This window comes from Streptococcus mitis, assembly GCF_946190375.1.
Taxonomy (GTDB): Bacteria; Bacillota; Bacilli; order Lactobacillales; family Streptococcaceae; genus Streptococcus; species Streptococcus mitis_CJ.
Genome location: NZ_CAMIAF010000024.1, coordinates 1 through 21,339, shown reverse-complemented (window position 1 = coordinate 21,339; position 21,339 = coordinate 1). Strand labels below are relative to the sequence as shown.

Below are 21,339 nucleotides of genomic sequence, written 5' to 3'. Positions count from 1 at the left end.
TCTGAGCATAATTTCTTGTAAAAAATTCTAAAATCCTTTAAAATAAAAGAGTTGGAGGAATTTATGAATGTAAATCAGATTGTACGGATTATTCCTACTTTAAAAGTTAATAATAGAAAATTAAATGAAACATTTTATATTGAAACCCTTGGCATGAAGGCCTTGTTAGAAGAATCAGCCTTTCTGTCACTAGGCGACCAAACAGGTCTTGAAAAACTGGTTTTAGAAGAAGCTCCAAGTATGCGCACTCGTAAGGTAGAGGGAAGAAAAAAACTAGCTAGATTGATTGTCAAGGTGGAAAATCCCTTAGAAATCGAGGCCTTATTAGCTAAAACAGATTCGATTCATCAATTATATAAAGGTCAAAATGGATACGCTTTTGAAATTTTCTCACCAGAAGATGATTTGATTTTGATTCATGCGGAAGATGATAGAGCAAGCCTAGTAGAAGTAGGAGAAAAGCCAGAATTTCAAACAGATTTGGAATTAATTTCTTTAAGTAAATTTGAGATTTCTATGGAATTACACCTCCCAACTGATGTCGAAAGTTTCTTGGAAGTATCTGAAGTTGGGACATCCCTTGATTTTATCCCAGCTCAGGGTCAAGATTTGACTGTGGATAATGCCGTTACTTGGGACTTATCTATGCTTAAGTTCTTGGTTAATGAATTAGACATAGCAAGCCTTCGTAAGAAGTTTGAGTCTACAGAATATTTTATTCCTAAGTCTGAAAAATTCTTCCTTGGAAAAGATAGAAATAATGTTGAATTGTGGTTTGAAGAAGTATGAAGTGGACCAAGATTATTAAAAAAATAGAAGAACAAATCGAGGCAGGGATTTATCCCGGAGCCTCTTTTACGTATTTTAAGGACAATCAATGGACGGAGTTCTATATTGGCCAGAGTGACCCAGAGCATGGCTTGCAGACTGAGGCAGGACTAGTTTATGACCTAGCTAGTGTCAGCAAGGTTGTTGGGGTTGGTACCGTTTTTACCTTCTTGTGGGAAAAAGGTCAATTGGATATTGACAGACCGGTAACAGATTTTTTAGCTGAGAGTGATTATCCAGATATCACTATTCGCCAGCTCTTAACCCATGCTACAGATCTTGATCCTTTTATTCCCAATCGTGATCTTTTAACAGCATCTGAATTAAAGGAAGCGATGTTTCATCTTAACAGACGAAGTCAGCCAGCCTTTCTTTATTCGGATGTCCATTTTTTGCTGTTAGGTTTTATCTTGGAAAGAATCTTTAATCAAGACTTGGATGTGATTTTACAAGAACAAGTCTGGAATCCTTGGGGGATGAATGAAACACAGTTTGGGCCTGTTGAACTTGCTGTTCCAACAGTTAGAGGTGTAGAGGCAGGTCTGGTACATGATCCCAAGGCTCGCCTCTTGGGCAGACATGCAGGGAGTGCTGGTTTGTTTTCGACTGTAAAGGATTTACAAATCTTTTTAGAACACTATTTAGCAGATGATTTTGCAAGAGATTTGAGTAAAAATTTTTCTCCTTTGGATGACAAGGAACGTTCTTTGGCATGGAATTTGGAAGGAGATTGGCTAGACCATACGGGCTATACAGGTACCTTTATCATGTGGAATCGCCAGAAGCAAGAAGCGGCTATTTTTCTATCGAATCGTACCTATGAAAAGGATGAGAGGGCTCAATGGATTGTAGACCGTAATCAAGTGATGGACTTGATTCGCAAAGAAGAGTAAGGAGAGACATGTCAAATATTTTAAAAGGGACTTTACTAACAGTTGTGGCTGGTATTGCTTGGGGCTTGTCAGGAACGAGTGGCCAATACCTGATGGCGCACGGAATTTCTGCTCTGGTTTTGACCAACTTGCGTCTTTTAATCGCTGGTGGAATTCTCATGCTCTTGGCTTATGCTACTGCAAAGGATAAAATGCTGGCCTTTTTAAAGGATAGAAAGAGTTTGTTGTCTCTTCTTATTTTTGCTCTGATTGGACTTTTTCTCAACCAATTTTCCTATCTAACTGCTATTCAGGAGACCAATGCAGGTACCGCGACAGTGCTTCAGTATGTTTGTCCTGTCGGGATTTTGATTTATAGCTGTATCAAGGATAAGGTGGCGCCGACACTGGGAGAGATTGTTTCTATCATATTAGCCATCGGAGGAACCTTCCTGATCGCAACACATGGGCAGTTGGACCAGTTATCTATTACACCTGCAGGTCTGTTCTGGGGTCTCTTTTCTGCTCTGACTTATGCACTTTATATCATTTTGCCAATAGCCTTGATTAAGAAGTGGGGAAGCAGTTTGGTCATTGGAGTGGGAATGGTCATAGCTGGTTTGGTCTCCCTTCCTTTTACAGGGGTTCTACAGGCCACTATCCCGACTAGTCTTGATTTTCTTCTTGCTTTTGCAGGTATTATCCTTATCGGGACTGTCTTTGCCTATACAGCCTTTCTAAAAGGAGCCAGTCTGATCGGACCGGTTAAGTCAAGCTTGTTGGCTTCAATTGAGCCAATATCGGCGGTTTTCTTTGCCTTCTTAATCATGAATGAACAATTTTATCCTATTGATTTTCTTGGCATGGCAATGATATTGTTTGCTGTAACCCTGATTTCGTTGAAAGATTTACTCTTAGAAAAATAAAAAAGACTCTTTGTCCGTGACAGAGAGTTTTTGCGTAGTATTTTATACTCAATGAAAATCAAAGAGCAAAATAGGAAACTAGCCGCAGGTTGCTCAAAACACCGTTTTGAGGTTGCAGATGAAACTGACGAAGTCAGCTCAAAACACCGTTTTGAGGTTGCAGATGAAACTGACGAAGTCAGTAACCATACATACGGCAAGGCGACGTTGAAGCGGTTTGAAGAGATTTTCGAAGAGTATTAATTGTTTTCAAGATAAAATTCAAAGCGTTCGCCTACATACTGACTTTTTACGTATTCAAAAGCTGTCCCGTCTTCTAGGTAGGAAACCTGAGTTAAACCAAGAATAGCATGTCCTTTTTCAACTTCCAAATAGTGAGCAATCTTTTCTTTAGCAAGACGAGCATAGATGGTCTGCTGTGATTTACCAATACGGTAGCCATGTTTTTGCAAGGTTTGGAAGAAATGACTGGTGATTTCTTCTTTTTTGAAGTCCTTAATAAATTTTTCAGGAATGGAAGCAACTTCATAAACCAGAGGAACTTGATCCGCATAGCGAACCCGCTCCATTCGGATAATATTGTCCGTTGGAGAAATGCCTAGCTTGGCAACTTCCTGCTCATTGGGGATGGTTTTTCTGTAGGAAATGAGCTGGCTAGAGGGAACTTTACCTTGGGACTTAACAATTTCAGTAAAACTGGTTGTCCCTCGCATCTTTTCTTGTACTCGAGTACTGGAAACAAAGGTGCCGCTTCCTACACGACGCTCTAAAACGCCTTCTTCGACTAATAGAGATACGGCTTGGCGGAGGGTCATGCGACTAACCGCAAACTGCTCTGCTAAGTCTCGTTCACTGGGAAGTCTCTCACCAATGGCCCAACGATGTTCGTCAATATCCTTTTTAATCTGATCATGGATTTTCATATAAGCAGGTAGCATATTTTTCACTTCATTTCTATCTTTTCTCTATTGTACCTCAATAAACTAGAAAAAGTCAATCTTCGCCTTGTTTAGTTGGTAATTCGCCCTTATTTGTGATAGAATATTGAAAAAAGATATTTCTTTTGAGAAAGGAAAAAGATGAGCAACATTTCAACTGATTTGCAAGATGTAGAAAAAATCATCGTATTGGACTATGGTAGCCAGTACAACCAGCTGATTTCACGCCGTATCCGTGAGATTGGTGTTTTTTCAGAACTAAAAAGCCATAAAATTTCAGCTGCTGAAGTTCGTGAAATCAATCCTGTAGGAATCATCCTTTCAGGTGGTCCAAATTCTGTATACGAAGATGGTTCATTCGATATTGACCCAGAAATATTCGAACTTGGAATTCCTATTTTGGGAATTTGTTACGGTATGCAGTTATTGACCCATAAACTTGGAGGAAAAGTTGTCCCTGCAGGTGATGCTGGAAATCGAGAATATGGTCAATCAACTCTTACTCACACACCATCAGCGCTTTTTGAATCAACACCTGATGAACAGACTGTATTGATGAGCCACGGCGATGCAGTTACCGAGATTCCTGCTGATTTCGTTCGTACTGGAACTTCAGCTGACTGTCCATACGCAGCCATCGAAAATCCAGATAAACACATTTACGGTATCCAGTTCCACCCAGAAGTTCGTCATTCTGTATACGGAAATGATATCCTTCGTAACTTTGCCCTTAACATCTGTAAGGCTAAAGGCGACTGGTCAATGGATAACTTCATTGATATGCAGATCCAAAAAATTCGTGAAACCGTCGGTGATAAACGTGTCCTTCTTGGTCTATCAGGTGGTGTTGACTCTTCAGTTGTTGGAGTTCTTCTCCAAAAAGCGATTGGCGATCAATTGATCTGTATCTTCGTGGATCACGGTCTTCTTCGTAAAGGAGAAGCGGACCAAGTTATGGACATGCTTGGTGGTAAGTTTGGTTTGAATATCGTCAAAGCAGACGCTGCTAAACGTTTCCTTGATAAACTTGCTGGCGTTTCTGACCCAGAACAAAAACGTAAAATCATCGGTAACGAGTTTGTCTATGTCTTCGATGACGAAGCAAGCAAGCTCAAAGATGTGAAATTCCTTGCTCAAGGTACCTTATACACAGACGTTATCGAGTCTGGTACAGATACAGCTCAAACTATCAAGTCACACCACAACGTGGGTGGTCTTCCAGAAGACATGCAGTTTAAATTGATAGAACCACTCAACACTCTTTACAAGGACGAAGTTCGTGCCCTTGGTACAGAGCTTGGTATGCCAGACCATATCGTATGGCGCCAACCATTCCCAGGCCCAGGTCTTGCTATCCGTGTCATGGGAGAAATCACTGAAGAGAAACTAGAAACCGTTCGTGAATCAGACGCTATCCTTCGTGAGGAAATTGCTAAAGCAGGTCTTGACCGCGATATCTGGCAATACTTCACAGTGAACACAGGCGTTCGTTCAGTCGGTGTTATGGGTGACGGTCGTACATATGACTACACGATTGCAATCCGTGCTATCACCTCTATCGATGGTATGACTGCTGATTTTGCCAAAATTCCATGGGAAGTGCTTCAAAAAATCTCAGTACGTATCGTAAACGAAGTGGATCATGTTAACCGTATCGTCTATGATATTACAAGTAAACCACCTGCAACAGTTGAATGGGAGTAGTCATCTAAGGACTAATTTATGTGGTTTAATGAGCCAGTATCATTGGATACTGGTTTTTACTTTTCTAGACTTTTTGGCTACTTGTTAAAATTGGTTTATATTCGATAGTTTAACAATTATTATACAAAGCTTAAAATATTAGAATTGTCAAAACAATCTGTCTAGGCTTGATTTTATCCCTTATTTACTATAAAATGAGAAGGAAAAACGTCAAACTTTTATATTGCAAATAGGAGAAAACATGACAAAAACATTAAAACGTCCTGAGGTTTTATCACCTGCAGGGACTTTAGAGAAGCTAAAAGTAGCTGTTCAGTATGGGGCAGATGCTGTCTTTATCGGTGGTCAGGCCTATGGTCTTCGTAGCCGTGCAGGTAACTTTACCTTTGAACAGATGGAAGAAGGCGTCCAGTTTGCTGCCAAGTACGGTGCCAAAGTCTATGTAGCTGCCAATATGGTTATGCACGAAGGAAATGAAGCTGGTGCTGGTGAGTGGTTCCGTAAACTGCGTGATATCGGGATTGCAGCAGTTATCGTATCTGACCCAGCTTTGATTATGATTGCAGCGACTGAAGCACCAGGTCTTGAAATCCACCTTTCCACTCAAGCAAGTGCCACTAACTATGAAACCCTTGAGTTCTGGAAAGAACTGGGCTTGACTCGTGTCGTTTTGGCGCGTGAGGTTTCAATGGAAGAATTAGCTGAAATCCGCAAACGTACAGATGTTGAGATTGAAGCCTTTGTCCACGGAGCCATGTGTATTTCTTACTCTGGTCGTTGTACTCTTTCAAACCACATGAGTATGCGTGATGCTAACCGTGGTGGATGCTCTCAGTCATGCCGTTGGAAATATGACCTCTACGATATGCCATTTGGGAAAGAACGTAAGAGCTTGAAAGGGGAAATCCCAGAAGGATTTTCAATGTCAGCTGTTGACATGTCCATGATTGACCATATCCCAGATATGATTGAAAATGGTGTGGACAGTCTGAAGATCGAAGGACGTATGAAGTCTATTCACTACGTATCAACAGTAACCAACTGCTACAAGGCAGCTGTTGATGCTTATCTAGAAAGTCCAGAGAAGTTTGAAGCTATCAAGCAAGACTTGATTGATGAGATGTGGAAGGTTGCCCAACGTGAATTAGCAACAGGTTTCTACTACGGTACACCATCTGAAAATGAACAGTTATTTGGTGCTCGCCGTAAAATTCCTGAGTACAAGTTTGTAGCTGAAGTGGTTTCTTATGATGATGCGACACAAACAGCAACCATTCGTCAACGGAATGTGATTAATGAAGGAGACCAAGTTGAGTTTTACGGCCCAGGTTTCCGTCATTTTGAAACGTATATCGAAGATTTACATGATGCCAAAGGCAATAAAATCGACCGCGCTCCAAATCCGATGGAACTCTTGACAATCAAAGTCCCACAACCTGTTCAAGCTGGAGACATGGTTCGAGCTCTAAAAGAAGGCCTTATCAATCTTTATAAGGAAGATGGAACCAGCGTCACAGTTCGTGCTTAATAAACATGTAGGAAACGAAAGATTTCCCTTTAATTCTTCTTACTAAAAGAGCATTAGGTTCAAGAAAATATATTAATTTTCATCCGAGATTTCATCTCGGATTTTTTCAATATTTTTCAGAAAGGTCTAGATAATGGTCGGATTTATTACAAGTTTTTTACAAAGTTTTCTATATAATAGGCTTAAAAATAGTAAAATTGTAAATAATTTTCATTAAACGCTTTCAATGTTAGTAAAAAGTTGACAAATCCAATTTTTAGGACTAAACTAAGTAAGTAAATTTTAATTAAAAGGAGAATTCGTCATGAATTTAACATTTTTCGGTCTATGTCTTGCCTGTATGGGTGTGTCTCTTGGTGAGGGTATGTTGATGAATGGTTTGTTGAAATCAGTAGCTCGCCAACCAGATATTATCGCTGAGTTTCGTAGCTTGATGTTTTTAGGGGTTGCCTTTATTGAAGGAACTTTCTTCGTAACTCTTGTCTTCTCATTTATTATTAAATAACGAAATATAAATTGGAGAAGGGAGAATGTTAGATGGAAGAAAGTATCAATCCAACCATCAATATTGGTCCTGTTACCTTTGATTTAACTTTGACAGCCTTGACTTTGCTGTCTGTGTTTCTGATTTTTGCATTTATCTATTGGGCAAGTCGTAATATGACCTTGAGACCCAAAGGTAAACAAAATGTACTAGAGTATCTCTATGATTTTGTAATTGGATTTACAGAACCTAACCTTGGTTCCCACTACATGAAAGATTACTCACTCTTTTACTTATGCTTATTTCTTTTTATGGTCATCGCCAATAATCTTGGTTTGATGGCTAAACTTCAAACAACAGATGGAACAAACCTTTGGACATCGCCAACTGCAAATCTTTCATTTGACCTTGTCTTGTCTTTCTGTATTATTGTGATGGCGCATATTGAGGGGATTCGTCGCCGTGGGATTAAACAATACCTCAAAGGTTTTGTAACTCCTGCATTTATGACACCGATGAATCTACTTGAAGAAGTCACGAATTTCCTTTCTCTTGCTTTGCGGATTTTTGGGAATATCTTTGCAGGTGAAGTAATGACAAGCTTGCTTCTTCTACTTTCACATCAGGCTATTTTTTGGTACCCAATCGCATTTGGGACAAACTTAGTTTGGACTGCATTTTCCGTGTTCATTTCTTGTGTTCAGGCCTATGTCTTTACACTATTATCCTCTATGTACCTAGGAAATAAAATTAATGATGAAGAGTAGAAAGGAGTAACTGATGCACGTAACAGTAGGTGAATTAATTGGTAATTTTATTTTAATCGCTGGCTCTTTTATCCTTTTGCTAGTCTTGATTAAAAAATTTGCATGGTCTAATATTACAAGCATTTTCGAAGAAAGAGCTGAAAAAATTGCTTCAGATATTGACAGAGCCGAAGAAGCACGTCAAAAAGCAGAAGTATTGGCTCAAAAACGCGAAGATGAATTGGCTGGTAGCCGTAAAGAAGCTAAGACAATCATTGAGAATGCGAAAGAAACAGCTGAGAAAAGTAAGGCTAGTATTTTAGCAGATGCTAAACTAGAAGCAGGACGCTTAAAAGAAAAAGCAAACCAAGAAATTGCTCAAAACAAAGCTGAAGCTTTACAAAGCGTTAAGGGTGAGGTAGCAGATTTGACAATCAGCTTGGCTGGTAAAATCATCTCACAAAACCTTGACGGTCATGCCCATAAAGAACTCATTGATCAGTATATCGATCAGCTAGGAGAAGCTTAATGGACAAGAAAACAGTAAAGGTAATTGAAAAATACAGCATGCCTTTTGTCCAATTGGTACTTGAAAAAGGAGAAGAAGACCGTATCTTTTCAGACTTGACTCAAATCAAGCAAGTTGCTGAAGAAACAGGTTTACCTTCTTTTTTAAAAAAAGTGGCAGTAGACGAGTCTGATAAGGAAAAAACAATTGCTTTCTTCCAAGACTCTGTGTCACCTTTATTGCAAAACTTGATCCAGGTTCTTATTTACAATCACAGAGCAAATCTTTTTTATGATGTGCTTGTAGATTGCTTGAACCGACTTGAAAAAGAAACAAATCGATTTGAAGTGACGATTACATCTGCTCATCCTCTAACTGATGAACAGAAGAGTCGCTTGCTCCCTTTGATTGAGAAAAAAATGTCTCTTAAAGTAAGGAGTGTAAAAGAACAAATCGATGAAAGTCTCATTGGTGGTTTTGTCATTTTTGCCAATCACAAGACAATTGATGTGAGTATTAAACAACAACTTAAGGTTGTTAAAGAAAATTTGAAATAGAAAGTGGTGTTCTTTTGGCAATTAACGCACAAGAAATCAGCGCTTTAATTAAGCAACAAATTGAAAATTTCAAACCCAATTTTGATGTGACTGAAACAGGTGTTGTAACCTATATCGGGGATGGTATCGCGCGTGCTCATGGCCTTGAAAATGCCATGAGTGGAGAGTTGTTGATTTTTGAAAACGGCTCTTATGGTATGGCTCAAAACTTGGAGTCAACAGACGTTGGTATTATCATCCTAGGTGACTTTACAGATATCCGAGAAGGCGATACAATCCGCCGTACAGGTAAAATCATGGAAGTCCCAGTAGGTGAAAGTCTGATTGGTCGTGTTGTGGACCCACTTGGTCGTCCGGTTGACGGTCTTGGAGAAATCCACACTGATAAAACTCGTCCAGTAGAAGCGCCAGCTCCTGGTGTTATGCAACGTAAGTCTGTATCAGAACCATTACAAACTGGTTTGAAAGCTATTGACGCCCTTGTACCGATCGGTCGTGGTCAACGTGAGTTGATTATCGGTGACCGTCAGACAGGGAAAACAACCATTGCGATTGACACAATCTTGAACCAAAAAGGTCAAGATATGATCTGTATCTATGTCGCGATTGGACAGAAAGAATCAACCGTTCGTACGCAAGTAGAAACACTACGTCAGTACGGTGCCTTGGATTACACAATCGTTGTGACAGCCTCTGCTTCACAACCATCTCCATTGCTTTTCCTAGCTCCTTATGCTGGGGTTGCTATGGCAGAAGAATTTATGTACCAAGGGAAACATGTTTTGATTGTTTATGATGATTTATCAAAACAAGCGGTAGCTTATCGTGAACTGTCACTCTTGCTTCGTCGTCCTCCAGGTCGTGAGGCCTTCCCAGGGGATGTTTTCTATCTTCACAGCCGTTTGCTTGAGCGCTCAGCTAAAGTTTCTGATGAACTTGGTGGTGGATCTATTACAGCCCTACCATTTATCGAGACACAAGCAGGAGATATCTCTGCCTATATCGCAACCAACGTGATTTCTATCACTGACGGACAAATCTTCCTTGGCGATGGTCTCTTCAATGCGGGTATTCGTCCAGCCATCGATGCGGGTTCATCTGTATCACGTGTAGGTGGTTCTGCACAAATCAAAGCCATGAAAAAGGTTGCCGGTACACTTCGTATCGACCTTGCTTCATACCGTGAGTTGGAAGCTTTCACTAAGTTTGGTTCTGACTTGGATGCAGCAACACAGGCTAAGTTGAACCGTGGACGTCGTACAGTTGAAGTCTTGAAACAACCTGTTCACAAACCATTGCCTGTTGAGAAACAAGTAACCATTCTCTATGCTTTGACACATGGTTTCTTGGATACTGTTCCAGTAGATGATATTGTTCGTTTCGAGGAAGAGTTCCATGTCTTCTTTGATGCTCAACATCCAGAGATTTTGGAAACTATTCGTGAAACAAAAGACTTGCCAGAAGAAGCAGTCTTGGATGCTGCGATTACAGAGTTTCTCAATCAAACCAGCTTCCAATAAGAATAGAGGTGTCAGATGGCAGTATCTCTAAATGATATTAAAACAAAAATCGCCTCAACAAAAAATACGAGTCAAATCACTAATGCCATGCAAATGGTATCGGCTGCTAAGCTAGGTCGCTCTGAAGAAGCAGCTCGTAACTTCCAAGTTTATGCTCAGAAAGTGCGTAAACTTTTGACAGATATTCTTCATGGTAATGGAGCTGGTGGTTCAACCAATCCGATGTTGATTAGTCGTCCCGTGAAGAAGACAGGCTATATCGTCATTACTTCAGATCGCGGTTTGGTTGGAGGGTATAATTCTTCTATTCTGAAAGCCGTTATGGAGTTGAAGGAAGAATACCATCCAGACGGTAAAGGTTTTGAAATGATCTGTATCGGTGGAATGGGAGCTGACTTCTTTAAGGCTCGTGGTATTCAACCACTTTATGAATTACGTGGCTTGGCAGATCAACCTAGCTTTGATGAAGTTCGTAAGATTATTTCAAAAACTGTTGAAATGTACCAAAATGAACTCTTTGATGAGCTTTATGTTTGCTACAACCACCATGTCAATACGCTAACCAGTCAAATGCGTGTGGAACAAATGCTTCCGATTGTTGACTTGGATCCAAATGAAGCGGATGAAGACTACAGCTTGACTTTTGAATTAGAGACAGGCCGAGAAGAAATTTTGGAGCAGTTGTTGCCTCAGTTTGCAGAAAGTATGATTTACGGGGCTATTATCGATGCCAAGACAGCTGAAAATGCTGCCGGTATGACAGCCATGCAAACAGCGACAGATAATGCTAAGAAAGTCATCAATGATTTGACAATTCAGTATAACCGTGCCAGACAGGCGGCGATTACACAAGAAATTACAGAAATTGTAGCAGGAGCTAGTGCCTTAGAATAAGCTCTAGTCCAGCTCGTATGAAAATGAACTTATACTCAATGAAATCAAAGAGCAAACTAGGAAGCTAGCCGCAGGTTGCTCAAAACACTGTTTTGAGGTTGCAGATAGAGCTGACGTGGTTTGAAGAGATTTTCGAAGAGTATTAGGACCTAGTTGAGCTAGGAACCGACAGTATCTTATATAGAATAGGAGAAGGAGATGAGTTCAGGTAAAATTGCTCAGGTTATCGGTCCCGTTGTAGACGTCTTGTTTGCAGCAGGGGAAAAACTTCCTGAGATTAACAATGCACTTGTCGTCTACAAAAATGACGAAAGAAAAACAAAAATCGTCCTTGAAGTAGCCTTGGAGTTGGGAGATGGTATGGTCCGTACTATCGCCATGGAATCAACAGATGGGTTGACTCGTGGAATGGAAGTATTGGACACAGGTCGTCCAATCTCTGTACCAGTAGGTAAAGAAACTTTGGGACGTGTCTTCAACGTTTTGGGAGATACCATTGACTTGGAAGCTCCTTTTACAGAAGACGCAGAGCGTCAGCCAATTCATAAAAAAGCTCCAACTTTTGATGAGTTGTCTACCTCTTCTGAAATCCTTGAAACAGGGATTAAGGTTATCGACCTTCTTGCCCCTTACCTTAAAGGTGGTAAAGTTGGACTTTTCGGTGGTGCCGGAGTTGGTAAAACTGTCTTGATTCAAGAATTGATTCACAACATTGCCCAAGAACACGGTGGTATTTCAGTATTTACCGGTGTTGGGGAACGTACTCGTGAGGGGAACGATCTTTACTGGGAAATGAAAGAATCAGGTGTTATCGAGAAAACAGCCATGGTATTTGGTCAGATGAATGAGCCACCAGGGGCACGTATGCGTGTTGCCCTTACTGGTTTGACAATCGCTGAATACTTCCGTGATGTAGAAGGCCAAGACGTGCTTCTCTTTATCGATAATATCTTCCGTTTCACTCAGGCTGGTTCAGAAGTATCTGCCCTTTTGGGTCGTATGCCATCAGCCGTTGGTTACCAACCAACACTTGCTACGGAAATGGGTCAATTGCAAGAGCGTATTACATCAACTAAAAAGGGTTCTGTAACCTCTATCCAGGCTATCTATGTGCCAGCGGATGACTATACTGACCCAGCGCCAGCAACAGCCTTCGCTCACTTGGATTCTACTACAAACTTGGAACGTAAGTTGGTACAATTGGGTATTTATCCAGCTGTTGACCCACTTGCTTCAAGTTCACGTGCCTTAGCACCTGAAATCGTTGGAGAAGAGCACTATGCAGTTGCTGCTGAAGTAAAACGTGTCCTTCAACGTTACCATGAGTTGCAAGATATCATTGCTATCCTTGGTATGGATGAGCTTTCTGATGAAGAAAAGACCTTGGTTGCTCGTGCCCGTCGTATCCAGTTCTTCTTGTCACAAAACTTTAACGTTGCGGAACAATTTACTGGTCAGCCAGGTTCTTATGTTCCAGTTGCTGAAACTGTTCGTGGCTTTAAGGAAATCCTTGATGGTAAACATGACCACTTGCCAGAAGATGCCTTCCGTGGTGTAGGTTCTATCGAAGATGTGATTGCAAAAGCTGAAAAAATGGGATTTTAAGAGGTGATCTATGGCTCAGTTAACTGTCCAGATCGTGACACCAGATGGTCTCGTCTATGATCACCATGCCAGCTATGTATCGGTTCGAACTCTGGATGGTGAGATGGGGATCTTGCCACGACATGAAAATATGATTGCGGTTTTAGCAGTTGATGAAGTAAAGGTGAAACGCATTGATGATGAAGATCACGTGAACTGGATTGCAGTAAACGGAGGTGTTATTGAAATTGCCAATAATACCATCACAATCGTTGCGGATTCTGCAGAACGTGCTCGTGATATCGATGTTAGCCGTGCAGAACGTGCTAAGCTTCGTGCGGAGCGCGAAATCGAAGAAGCCCAAGACAAACACTTGATTGACCAAGAACGTCGTGCCAAGATTGCTTTGCAACGTGCCATTAACCGTATTAATGTCGGAAATAGACTATAAGAAAAAAATGAACTTGAGTTACCAAGTTCATTTTTTATGTTTTCTTAAAGAGCAAAACTGATGCAGACCGCTTCTGGTACATGGAAGTCGTTGGAAAGTTCTGCTAGACGACCAGTTTCAGGATTGCGTTTAAAGATGGTTGCGTTGTCAGAGTCTTGATGGACAGCGATAAGGAATTCTTGGTCTCGTGTCAAATCAAAATCCCGCGGAGTCTGACCATGTGTAGGAACGATTTCTAACAACTCTAGACTACCGTCTGCAAGGATTGTATATACTGCGATAGAATCATGGCCACGGTTAGAAGCGTAGAGGTATTTACCGTCTTTAGAGAGACGAATAGCAGCAGTTCCATTAAAACCTTCGTAGCCTTCTGGTAGAGTTGAAATGACCTGCATGCGTTCAAATTCGCCAACACCATCGTAGATTAAAACTTCTATAGTGCTATTGAGTTCACAAATGAGATAAGCGATTTTATAGTGGTTATGGAAAATGATGTGGCGTGAGCCTGCTCCAGGCTGGCTGTGATAGGTATAGAGCTTAGATAATTTCCCTTCTTGACCAAGGTCATAAGTGACGACTTGGTCAGTTCCCAAATCACAGGTCACTAGATAGTGGTCAGGTGTTAAATCTGTAAAGTGAACGTGGGGAGAAGCTTGATTTTCATGTGGACCTTGGCCACTGTGTTGATCCACATCACTAAGTAGAAGACTACCGTCTTCCTGACGTTTATAAACAAGGACCTGTCCTTTATGGTAGTTGGCTGCATAGACCAAATTACGCTTTTCATCAACGGCAACATAACAGTGGGGAGCTCCTTCTTCAACGACATGATTTAATAAAGTCCCGTCAGTTTGATAGGCTGCAATTCCTCCCTTATCGTCTTGACTACCAACAGTGTATAAATGTTGGTGCTGGTCAAAGGCAAGGTAGGTTGGACTTGGCTCAGTAGCAAAAAGTTCTAGATTTGAAAGCTGACCAGTTTCTGTATCAAAGTCTGCCTTGTAAATTCCTTGAGAAGTACGACGTGTATAAGTTCCAAAATAAACAGTTTCTTTCATAACTTTACCTCTATAATAAAGATATGACTATTATATCACAAAAATTGTAGTTGGAGGAATTCTATAACACATAATTAAACATAATAAAATATTAAATTTAACTTATTTTTGTATTGATTTCCTTTTGAAAAGTGCTATAATAAATCTATCAAATTATCAAAGGAGTTTGACTATGAAAAAACGAGTTTTTTTAGCGACTGGAATTGCCGTTTTGTCTACTGCCGTTCTAGCAGCGTGTTCATCTGGTAATGGTAATAAGGATGCTACTAAGCCAGTGACTTATGCTTATGTGTTTACATCAGATCCTGTTACTTTGGATTATACAGTTTCTGGGAATGTCAGCACTAAACAGATTACAGGTAATGTTATTGACGGATTACTAGAAAATGATCAATATGGAAATTTAGTTCCATCGGTTGCAGAAGATTGGACTGTTTCCAAAGATGGTTTGACCTATACCTATAAAATCCGTCAGGGTGTCAAATGGTATACAAATGAGGGGGAAGAGTATGGTGAAGTCAAGGCTCAAGACTTTGTAACTGGTCTGAAACACGCAGCAGATAAGAAATCACAGGCTCTTTATCTCGTACAGGATTCTATCAAAGGATTGGATGACTATGTAAATGGGAAAACAACAGATTTCTCAACAGTAGGTGTGAAAGCAACAGATGATTATACTGTTGTTTATACTTTGAATCATCCAGAATCTTTTTGGAATTCTAAGACAACGATGGGAGTTCTAGCTCCAGTAAGTGGAGATTTTTTGGCTTCTAAAGGAGATGATTTCGGTAAAGCTACTGATGTAACGAGCATTCTCTACAATGGGGCTTTCCTTCTTAAGGGACTTACCTCTAAATCTTCTATCGAAATGACTAAAAACCAAAACTACTGGGATAAGCAGAATGTCTTTATTGATGATATCAAGTTATCCTTCTTTGATGGTCAAGATGCAGACTCCCTAGGACGAGGTTTTGATGAGGGACATTATCCAGCTGCTCCACTCTTTAAGAACTCCGCCAACTATGAACGTCTAAAAGAAAAATACAAGGATAATATTGTATACAGCCAACAAAGAGGTAGTGTCTTCTATATGTCTACTAATATTGATCGTGTGTCATACAATCATACTGCTAAAACAAGTGATGCAGAAAAATCATCTACAAAAAAAGCTTTGTTAAATAAAGAATTCCGTCAAGCTTTGGCATTTGCTGCAGATCGTAAAGCAGCTGTTTCTCAGGTGTTTGGAGATGAAGTAGCGCCTCGTAAACTACGTACAAGTTTCACTCCTCCAACATTTGTACAAGTAGGAGATCAAACATTTGGTCAAGTAACTAAGACAGAATTGGATAAATTGGATAATGTCTGGAAAGATGTCAGTCTTGATGATGCCCAAGATTCACTTCATAATGTAGACAAGGCTAAAACTAAGTTTGAAGCTGCTAAGAAAACTCTTCAAGCTGATGGAGCCCAGTTCCCAATTCATTTAGATCTTCCAGTTTCATCTACTCAGACAGATTTTATTCATCAAGCTCAGTCTTATAAGCAATCCATTGAAGAAGCGCTGGGTTCTGAAAATGTAGTTGTTGACATTCAGCAGGTTTCTGATGATGAATTGGGAAGCATGACTGTTCTAGCGACATCAAATAATAATGTTGATTGGGACATTAATGTTAATAGTGGTTGGAGTCCAGATTATGCAGATCCATCAACCTATCTAGATGTATTTGATCCAACTTCAGGTCCAAGTCTCCTAAGCTCTCTTGGTGTAGCACCAGGAACAGACAATTCAGTCATTAAAACAGTTGGATTGGATAAATACAAAGAATTGATTGATGATGCAAATAGTGAAAAAATAGATCTGCAAAAACGTTATTCTAAATATGCTAAGGCGCAAGCTTGGTTAACAGATAGTGCTCTAGTTATTCCTGTACACTCAGACGGTGCCCAAATGCTTGTAACGAAGAAAGTATTAGGCAGTGGTGCTGATGGTTGGGTTGGTGACAAAACAGGCGAAAACAGTTATAAATATCTTAAACTACAAGATAAGATTGTCACTTCTAAAGAAATGGATGAGTTCCGCAAGAAATTTGCTGATGAAAAAGCTAAATCAAACGCAGATTATCAGAAGAACTTAGACCGTCATATTCAAGACTAATCAAATCTCCTCTTTTGAGGGGATTTTTTATGTTGCTGTCTCCATGTAAGCACTTTAAAAAAGAGTTATTTTGATTTAAAAATGGTATAATGAGAGAACAATAGAAAGGAAGTATTTATGGATCAAAAAGAGAAACATTTTAGCCTATCTTGGTTTTTCAAGTGGTTTTTGGATAACAAGGCCATTACGGTATTTTTGGTAACCTTATTATTGGGACTCAATCTTTTTATTTTAAGTAAGATTAGTTTTCTATTTTCACCTGTTTTAGACTTTTTGGCAGTCGTGATGTTGCCAGTTATTCTATCTGGTTTGCTATATTATTTATTAAATCCTATTGTTGATTGGATGGAGAAGCATAAGGTTAATCGTGTTATAGCTATCAGTACTGTTTTTGTGATTATCGCTATCTTTATCATTTGGGGCTTGGCAGTAGCGATTCCAAATCTGCAACGTCAAGTTTTAACATTTGCAAGAAATGTACCAATCTACCTCGAAGATGCTGACAGAGTTATTGACGATTTGGTAACTAAGCGTTTACCAGATGATTTCAGGCCTCAGTTAGAGCAAGTTTTGACAAACTTCTCTAGTCAGGCTACAGTTTGGGCAAGTAAGGTTTCATCTCAGGCAGTCAACTGGGTGAGTGCCTTTATTAGCGGGGCTTCTCAAGTGATTGTTGCCTTGATTATCGTTCCGTTCATGCTCTTTTATCTTTTGCGTGATGGGAAAGGCCTACGTCACTATTTGACCCAATTCATGCCAACGAAATTGAAAGAACCTGTTGGACAAGTTTTATCAGATGTGAATCAGCAGTTGTCCAACTATGTTCGAGGACAAGTGACAGTGGCTATTATTGTAGCAGTAATGTTTATCATCTTCTTCAAGATTATTGGTCTACGCTATGCAGTTACGTTGGGTGTTACTGCTGGTATTTTAAATCTGGTTCCTTATTTGGGTAGTTTCCTAGCCATGCTTCCTGCCCTAGTATTGGGCTTGATTGCTGGGCCAGTCATGCTTTTGAAAGTAGTGATTGTCTTTATCGTAGAACAAACTATTGAAGGCCGTTTTGTCTCTCCATTGATTTTGGGAAGTCAATTAAACATCCATCCTATTAATGTTCTCTTTGTCTTGTTAACTTCGGGCTCTATGTTTGGTATCTGGGGAGTCTTGCTCGGTATTCCGGTTTATGCCTCTGCAAAGGTTGTCATTTCAGCGATTTTTGAATGGTATAAGGTAGTTAGTGGCCTATATGAACTAGAAGGAGAGGAAGCTAAGAGTGAACAATAGTCAACAGATGTTACAGGCTTTGGAGGAGCAAGATTTAGTTAAGGCAGAGCACTATTTCGTTAAAGCTTTAGAAAATGATCCAAGTGACCTTCTGTATGAATTAGCGACTTATCTAGAAGGAATTGGTTTCTATCCTCAGGCCAAGGAAATTTACCTGAAAATCGTAGAGGATTTCCCAGAGGTTAATCTAAATCTAGCAACAATTGCTAGCGAGGATGGTCAAATCGAAGAAGCTTTTGCTTACCTAGAGGAAATCCAAGCTGACAGTGACTGGTATGTGTCGACTTTGCTTCTTAAGGCAGACCTCTACCAGATGGAAGGTTTGACAGATGTGGCGCGTGAGAAATTGTTAGAAGCATTGACTTACTCAGAGGATCCTCTCTTGATATTGGGCTTGGCAGAGTTGGATAGTGAGTTGGAAAATTATCAAGAGGCCATTCAAGGCTATGCCCAGTTAGATAATCGTACTATTTATGAGCAAACAGGCATTTCTACCTATCAACGGATTGGCTTTGCCTATGCACAGTTAGGGAAATTTGAAACGGCTACAGAGTTTTTAGAAAAAGCCCTGGAGTTAGAATACGATGACCTAACAGCTTTTGAGTTGGCCAGTCTTTACTTTGATCAAGAAGAATACCAAAAAGCTGTCCTCTACTTTAAGCAGCTTGATACCATTTCTCCTGACTTTGAAGGCTATGAGTATGGTTATAGTCAGGCCTTACACAAGGAGCATCAAGTTCAAGAAGCCCTGCGTATCGCTAAACAAGGCCTAGAGAAAAATCCCTTTGAAACTCGTCTCTTGCTGGCTGCTTCACAATTTTCTTATGAATTGCATGATGCTAGTGGAGCAGAGAACTACCTCCTTACTGCTAAAGAAGATGCTGAGGATACGGAAGAAATCTTACTCCGTCTAGCTACTATTTATCTAGAACAGGAACGTTATGAGGATATTCTAGACTTGCAAAATGATGAGCCAGAGAATCTCTTGACCAAGTGGATGATTGCTCGTTCCTATCAAGAAATGGACGATTTGGATACTGCCTATGAGCTTTACCAAGAGTTGGCAGGAGATTTAAAGGACAATCCAGAGTTTCTGGAATACTATATCTATCTCTTGCGTGAATTGGGCTACTTTGAGGAAGCAAAAGTCAAAGCTCAAGCTTATTTAAAACTAGTTCCCGATGATGTGCAAATGCAAGAATTGTTTGAGAGATTGTAAGAATTCATACATTACAGAAAACTGCAAGTTATTACTAGAAGATAACTGCGGTTTTTTGTTTTAAAAAGGACAATTTTCAACTAATATATTCTCTTGAAAAAGTTTCAACTAGGACTATAATATAAAATTATGAGTGATAGAGGAGGAAAATAATGCTTGATACGATAGCTCTACCGATTGAAGTCCGACACATTATTCTCATTTTATTATCTTGTTTTTCTGTATGAAAGAAAATCTAAGCACAAGCAGGCTGGGAGAAAGACTCATATTTTGGTTGCTTTAACTGCAACTTTAATGATGATTTTATCAAAAGAAGCTTTTTTAGATACGCCAAATTACGATACTTCTAGGGTTGCGGCCCAGATTGTCAGTGGAATTAGTTTCATTGGTGGTGGTATTATTTTCATGAGGGATAAAAAAATCAGTGGTATCACCACAGCAGCTGGTATTTGGGCAACTGCAGGTATTGGGATGGCGATTGGAGCAGGTTTTGCCTTTCTAGGCTTATTTTGTAGTCTAATTGTTGTCTCTGTTCAGAAAAGTAGCTCCAAATTTTTGAAGAGTGATACCCATTACCATATCAGAATGACAGGATTTGTAACCAATAAACCTTCAATAGATACCTTGAATATTCTCATTGAACAGAAGGGATTTTACAATCTAAATATTGACATGGATAGGAATGAAAGTGGTTATAATCTTACGATTAGAGCAGATCACGATAAGTCCATTTCTTACAAAAATATGGCTGAGGTTTTATGGTAATGTGACGAGAATTTTTATGTAAATCAGGTTAAGATTGTTTCATTAGAAGGATAGAGTTTTGTTTTCATAGCAAAACTCTTATTGGTGAATGGGGAAAGATACTTCTTATTCCCTATACTATGTATCAGGAGGAATTGACATAAAAGCATCAGATTAGCGTAGATAACATAATGAACTGGGGATATCTTGAAAACAAAGATTAGTTTATAAGTTTTGGAACCGTTTTCTGCCACAATCTTTCGGGAAAGTAGTTGCTAAAAGATGTAAAAATTGATAGAATAAGGATTGTCTAAAAAATTTTAAGGAGAATCTATCAAATGGATTTCACATGGGCAATTAAATATGCCACTGAATTTTTGGGAACTGCTATTTTGATCATTCTTGGAAATGGTGCAGTTGCCAACGTTGAACTTAAAGGTACGAAAGGTCACCAAAGTGGCTGGATCGTTATCGCTGTTGGTTATGGTATGGGGGTTATGATCCCAGCCTTGATGTTTGGTAACGTATCTGGAAACCACATCAACCCAGCCTTCACTCTTGGACTTGCAATCAGCGGTCTTTTCCCTTGGGCACAAGTTGCGCCTTATATCATTGCACAAGTTTTGGGTGCTATCTTTGGTCAAGCCTTGGTTGTGGCAACGCACCGCCCATACTACTTGAAAACTGAAAATCCAAACAACATTTTGGGGACTTTCTCAACAATTTCAAGTTTGGATAATGGTACAAAAGAATCACATTTTGCAGCAACTGTTAATGGTTTTGTAAATGAGTTTGTTGGATCATTTGTTCTTTTCTTTGCAGCCCTTGGAATGACTAAAAACTTCTTTGGTTCTGAAGTGCTTCAATACATGAAACAAATGGCTAGTCAAGCAGGTCAAAATGTTGACTTTTCTGATTTAGCAATCAAAGCCCAAGTAGCACCACATACTGCTTCAGGACTTTCAGTAGCTCACTTGGCACTTGGATTCCTTGTTATGGCCTTGGTAACATCACTTGGTGGACCTACAGGACCTGCCTTGAACCCAGCCCGTGACTTGGGACCACGTCTCCTTCATGCTTTCCTTCCAAAATCAGTTCTTGGTGAGCATAAAGGCGATTCAAAATGGTGGTACTCTTGGGTACCAGTAGTAGCACCGATTGCAGCAGCAATTGCGGCAGTAGCTATTTTCAAATTCCTTTACCTATAAGAAATTGAGTTCTCTATCTATTGTAATAGATTGAAGAAAAATTAAAAACGCAATATGAACTGCACCCCAAAAGTTAGACAGAAAAATCTAACTTTTGGGGTGTTTTTATTATGAAATTAACTTATGATGAT

At 39.8% G+C, this 21,339-nt stretch carries 21 protein-coding genes; 19 read left to right on the top strand and 2 right to left on the bottom strand.

All coding sequences use genetic code 11. The features are described 5' to 3' along the window. Positions 1-63 precede the first annotated feature (63 nt). Genes N8M09_RS10025 through N8M09_RS10010 form a run of 4 tightly spaced genes read left to right on the top strand, consistent with a single transcriptional unit; the run spans position 64 to position 2,869 of the window. A complete protein-coding gene (locus N8M09_RS10025) occupies positions 64-789 on the top strand; it encodes a CppA family protein (protein WP_261065061.1) in 726 nt (241 codons plus the stop codon). Next, positions 786-1,721 (top strand): serine hydrolase domain-containing protein, encoded by a 936-nt coding sequence (locus N8M09_RS10020; RefSeq protein ID WP_261065060.1) that lies wholly within the window; start codon positions 786-788, stop codon positions 1,719-1,721. Before N8M09_RS10025 ends, N8M09_RS10020 begins: the two co-directional genes overlap by 4 nt. Positions 1,722-1,729: 8 nt before the next feature. Continuing rightward, complete coding sequence (locus N8M09_RS10015) at positions 1,730-2,626, top strand: DMT family transporter (RefSeq protein WP_261065059.1); 897 nt, start codon at positions 1,730-1,732, stop codon at positions 2,624-2,626. Between the two features lie 51 nt (positions 2,627-2,677). Then, positions 2,678-2,869, top strand: a complete 192-nt coding sequence (locus tag N8M09_RS10010) for a hypothetical protein (RefSeq protein WP_261065058.1) — start codon at positions 2,678-2,680, stop codon at positions 2,867-2,869. Here the strand turns inward: N8M09_RS10010 and N8M09_RS10005 are convergent. After that, a complete protein-coding gene (locus N8M09_RS10005; RefSeq protein WP_125452984.1) occupies positions 2,866-3,564 on the bottom strand; it encodes a GntR family transcriptional regulator in 699 nt (232 codons plus the stop codon). The genes N8M09_RS10010 and N8M09_RS10005 overlap by 4 nt on opposite strands. Positions 3,565-3,705: 141 nt before the next feature. Between N8M09_RS10005 and guaA the strand changes: the two genes are divergently transcribed. The 10 genes from guaA (at position 3,706) to N8M09_RS09955 (ending at position 13,540) form a co-directional block, all read left to right on the top strand. Then, positions 3,706-5,268: a glutamine-hydrolyzing GMP synthase gene (gene guaA, locus N8M09_RS10000; RefSeq protein WP_261065057.1), complete on the top strand. Its 1,563-nt coding sequence runs from the start codon at positions 3,706-3,708 to the stop codon at positions 5,266-5,268. A 241-nt stretch (positions 5,269-5,509) separates the two neighbouring features. Continuing rightward, positions 5,510-6,796 (top strand): peptidase U32 family protein, encoded by a 1,287-nt coding sequence (locus tag N8M09_RS09995; protein WP_101784740.1) that lies wholly within the window; start codon positions 5,510-5,512, stop codon positions 6,794-6,796. 304 nt (positions 6,797-7,100) lie between these two features. Next, entirely contained in the window at positions 7,101-7,301 is a 201-nt protein-coding gene (locus tag N8M09_RS09990) for a F0F1 ATP synthase subunit C (RefSeq protein WP_001054559.1), read from the top strand. Between the two features lie 32 nt (positions 7,302-7,333). Further along, on the top strand, positions 7,334-8,047 hold the full coding sequence (gene atpB / locus N8M09_RS09985; protein WP_261065056.1) for a F0F1 ATP synthase subunit A: 714 nt from the start codon (positions 7,334-7,336) through the stop codon (positions 8,045-8,047). A gap of 13 nt (positions 8,048-8,060) precedes the next feature. Then, the gene (gene atpF / locus N8M09_RS09980; RefSeq protein WP_000558550.1) at positions 8,061-8,555 is read left to right on the top strand and encodes a F0F1 ATP synthase subunit B; all 495 of its coding nucleotides are present in this window, start codon (positions 8,061-8,063) and stop codon (positions 8,553-8,555) included. Then, the gene (locus N8M09_RS09975) at positions 8,555-9,091 is read left to right on the top strand and encodes a F0F1 ATP synthase subunit delta (RefSeq protein ID WP_033680125.1); all 537 of its coding nucleotides are present in this window, start codon (positions 8,555-8,557) and stop codon (positions 9,089-9,091) included. Before atpF ends, N8M09_RS09975 begins: the two co-directional genes overlap by 1 nt. 14 nt (positions 9,092-9,105) lie before the next feature. After that, the gene (atpA, locus tag N8M09_RS09970) at positions 9,106-10,611 is read left to right on the top strand and encodes a F0F1 ATP synthase subunit alpha (protein ID WP_000996631.1); all 1,506 of its coding nucleotides are present in this window, start codon (positions 9,106-9,108) and stop codon (positions 10,609-10,611) included. Between the two features lie 15 nt (positions 10,612-10,626). Next, positions 10,627-11,505: a F0F1 ATP synthase subunit gamma gene (locus tag N8M09_RS09965; protein ID WP_000301215.1), complete on the top strand. Its 879-nt coding sequence runs from the start codon at positions 10,627-10,629 to the stop codon at positions 11,503-11,505. A 198-nt stretch (positions 11,506-11,703) separates the two neighbouring features. Then, a complete protein-coding gene (gene atpD / locus N8M09_RS09960; RefSeq protein WP_000094357.1) occupies positions 11,704-13,110 on the top strand; it encodes a F0F1 ATP synthase subunit beta in 1,407 nt (468 codons plus the stop codon). A gap of 10 nt (positions 13,111-13,120) precedes the next feature. Next, on the top strand, positions 13,121-13,540 hold the full coding sequence (locus N8M09_RS09955; RefSeq protein ID WP_150922341.1) for a F0F1 ATP synthase subunit epsilon: 420 nt from the start codon (positions 13,121-13,123) through the stop codon (positions 13,538-13,540). A 44-nt stretch (positions 13,541-13,584) separates the two neighbouring features. On the opposite strand, the gene N8M09_RS09950 is transcribed toward N8M09_RS09955, so the two are convergent. Continuing rightward, positions 13,585-14,598, bottom strand: a complete 1,014-nt coding sequence (locus tag N8M09_RS09950) for a lactonase family protein (RefSeq protein ID WP_261065055.1) — start codon at positions 14,596-14,598, stop codon at positions 13,585-13,587. Positions 14,599-14,770: 172 nt separating this feature from the next. Between N8M09_RS09950 and N8M09_RS09945 the strand changes: the two genes are divergently transcribed. The 5 genes from N8M09_RS09945 to gla all read left to right on the top strand — a co-directional run bounded on the left by N8M09_RS09945 (position 14,771) and on the right by gla (position 21,208). Next, entirely contained in the window at positions 14,771-16,753 is a 1,983-nt protein-coding gene (locus N8M09_RS09945) for a peptide ABC transporter substrate-binding protein (protein WP_261065054.1), read from the top strand. Between the two features lie 117 nt (positions 16,754-16,870). Then, positions 16,871-18,037, top strand: coding sequence for an AI-2E family transporter (locus N8M09_RS09940; RefSeq protein WP_261065053.1), 1,167 nt, complete (start codon positions 16,871-16,873; stop codon positions 18,035-18,037). Then, positions 18,027-19,256 carry a tetratricopeptide repeat protein gene (locus N8M09_RS09935; RefSeq protein WP_261065052.1) on the top strand — a complete coding sequence of 410 codons (1,230 nt, stop codon included), beginning with the start codon at positions 18,027-18,029 and terminating at the stop codon, positions 19,254-19,256. The genes N8M09_RS09940 and N8M09_RS09935 overlap by 11 nt, the downstream gene beginning before the upstream one ends. Positions 19,257-19,526: 270 nt before the next feature. Further along, on the top strand, positions 19,527-20,021 hold the full coding sequence (locus N8M09_RS09930; protein ID WP_261065051.1) for an MgtC/SapB family protein: 495 nt from the start codon (positions 19,527-19,529) through the stop codon (positions 20,019-20,021). 317 nt (positions 20,022-20,338) lie between these two features. Beyond that, entirely contained in the window at positions 20,339-21,208 is an 870-nt protein-coding gene (gla, locus tag N8M09_RS09925; RefSeq protein ID WP_049491488.1) for an aquaglyceroporin Gla, read from the top strand. Positions 21,209-21,339 lie beyond the last annotated feature (131 nt).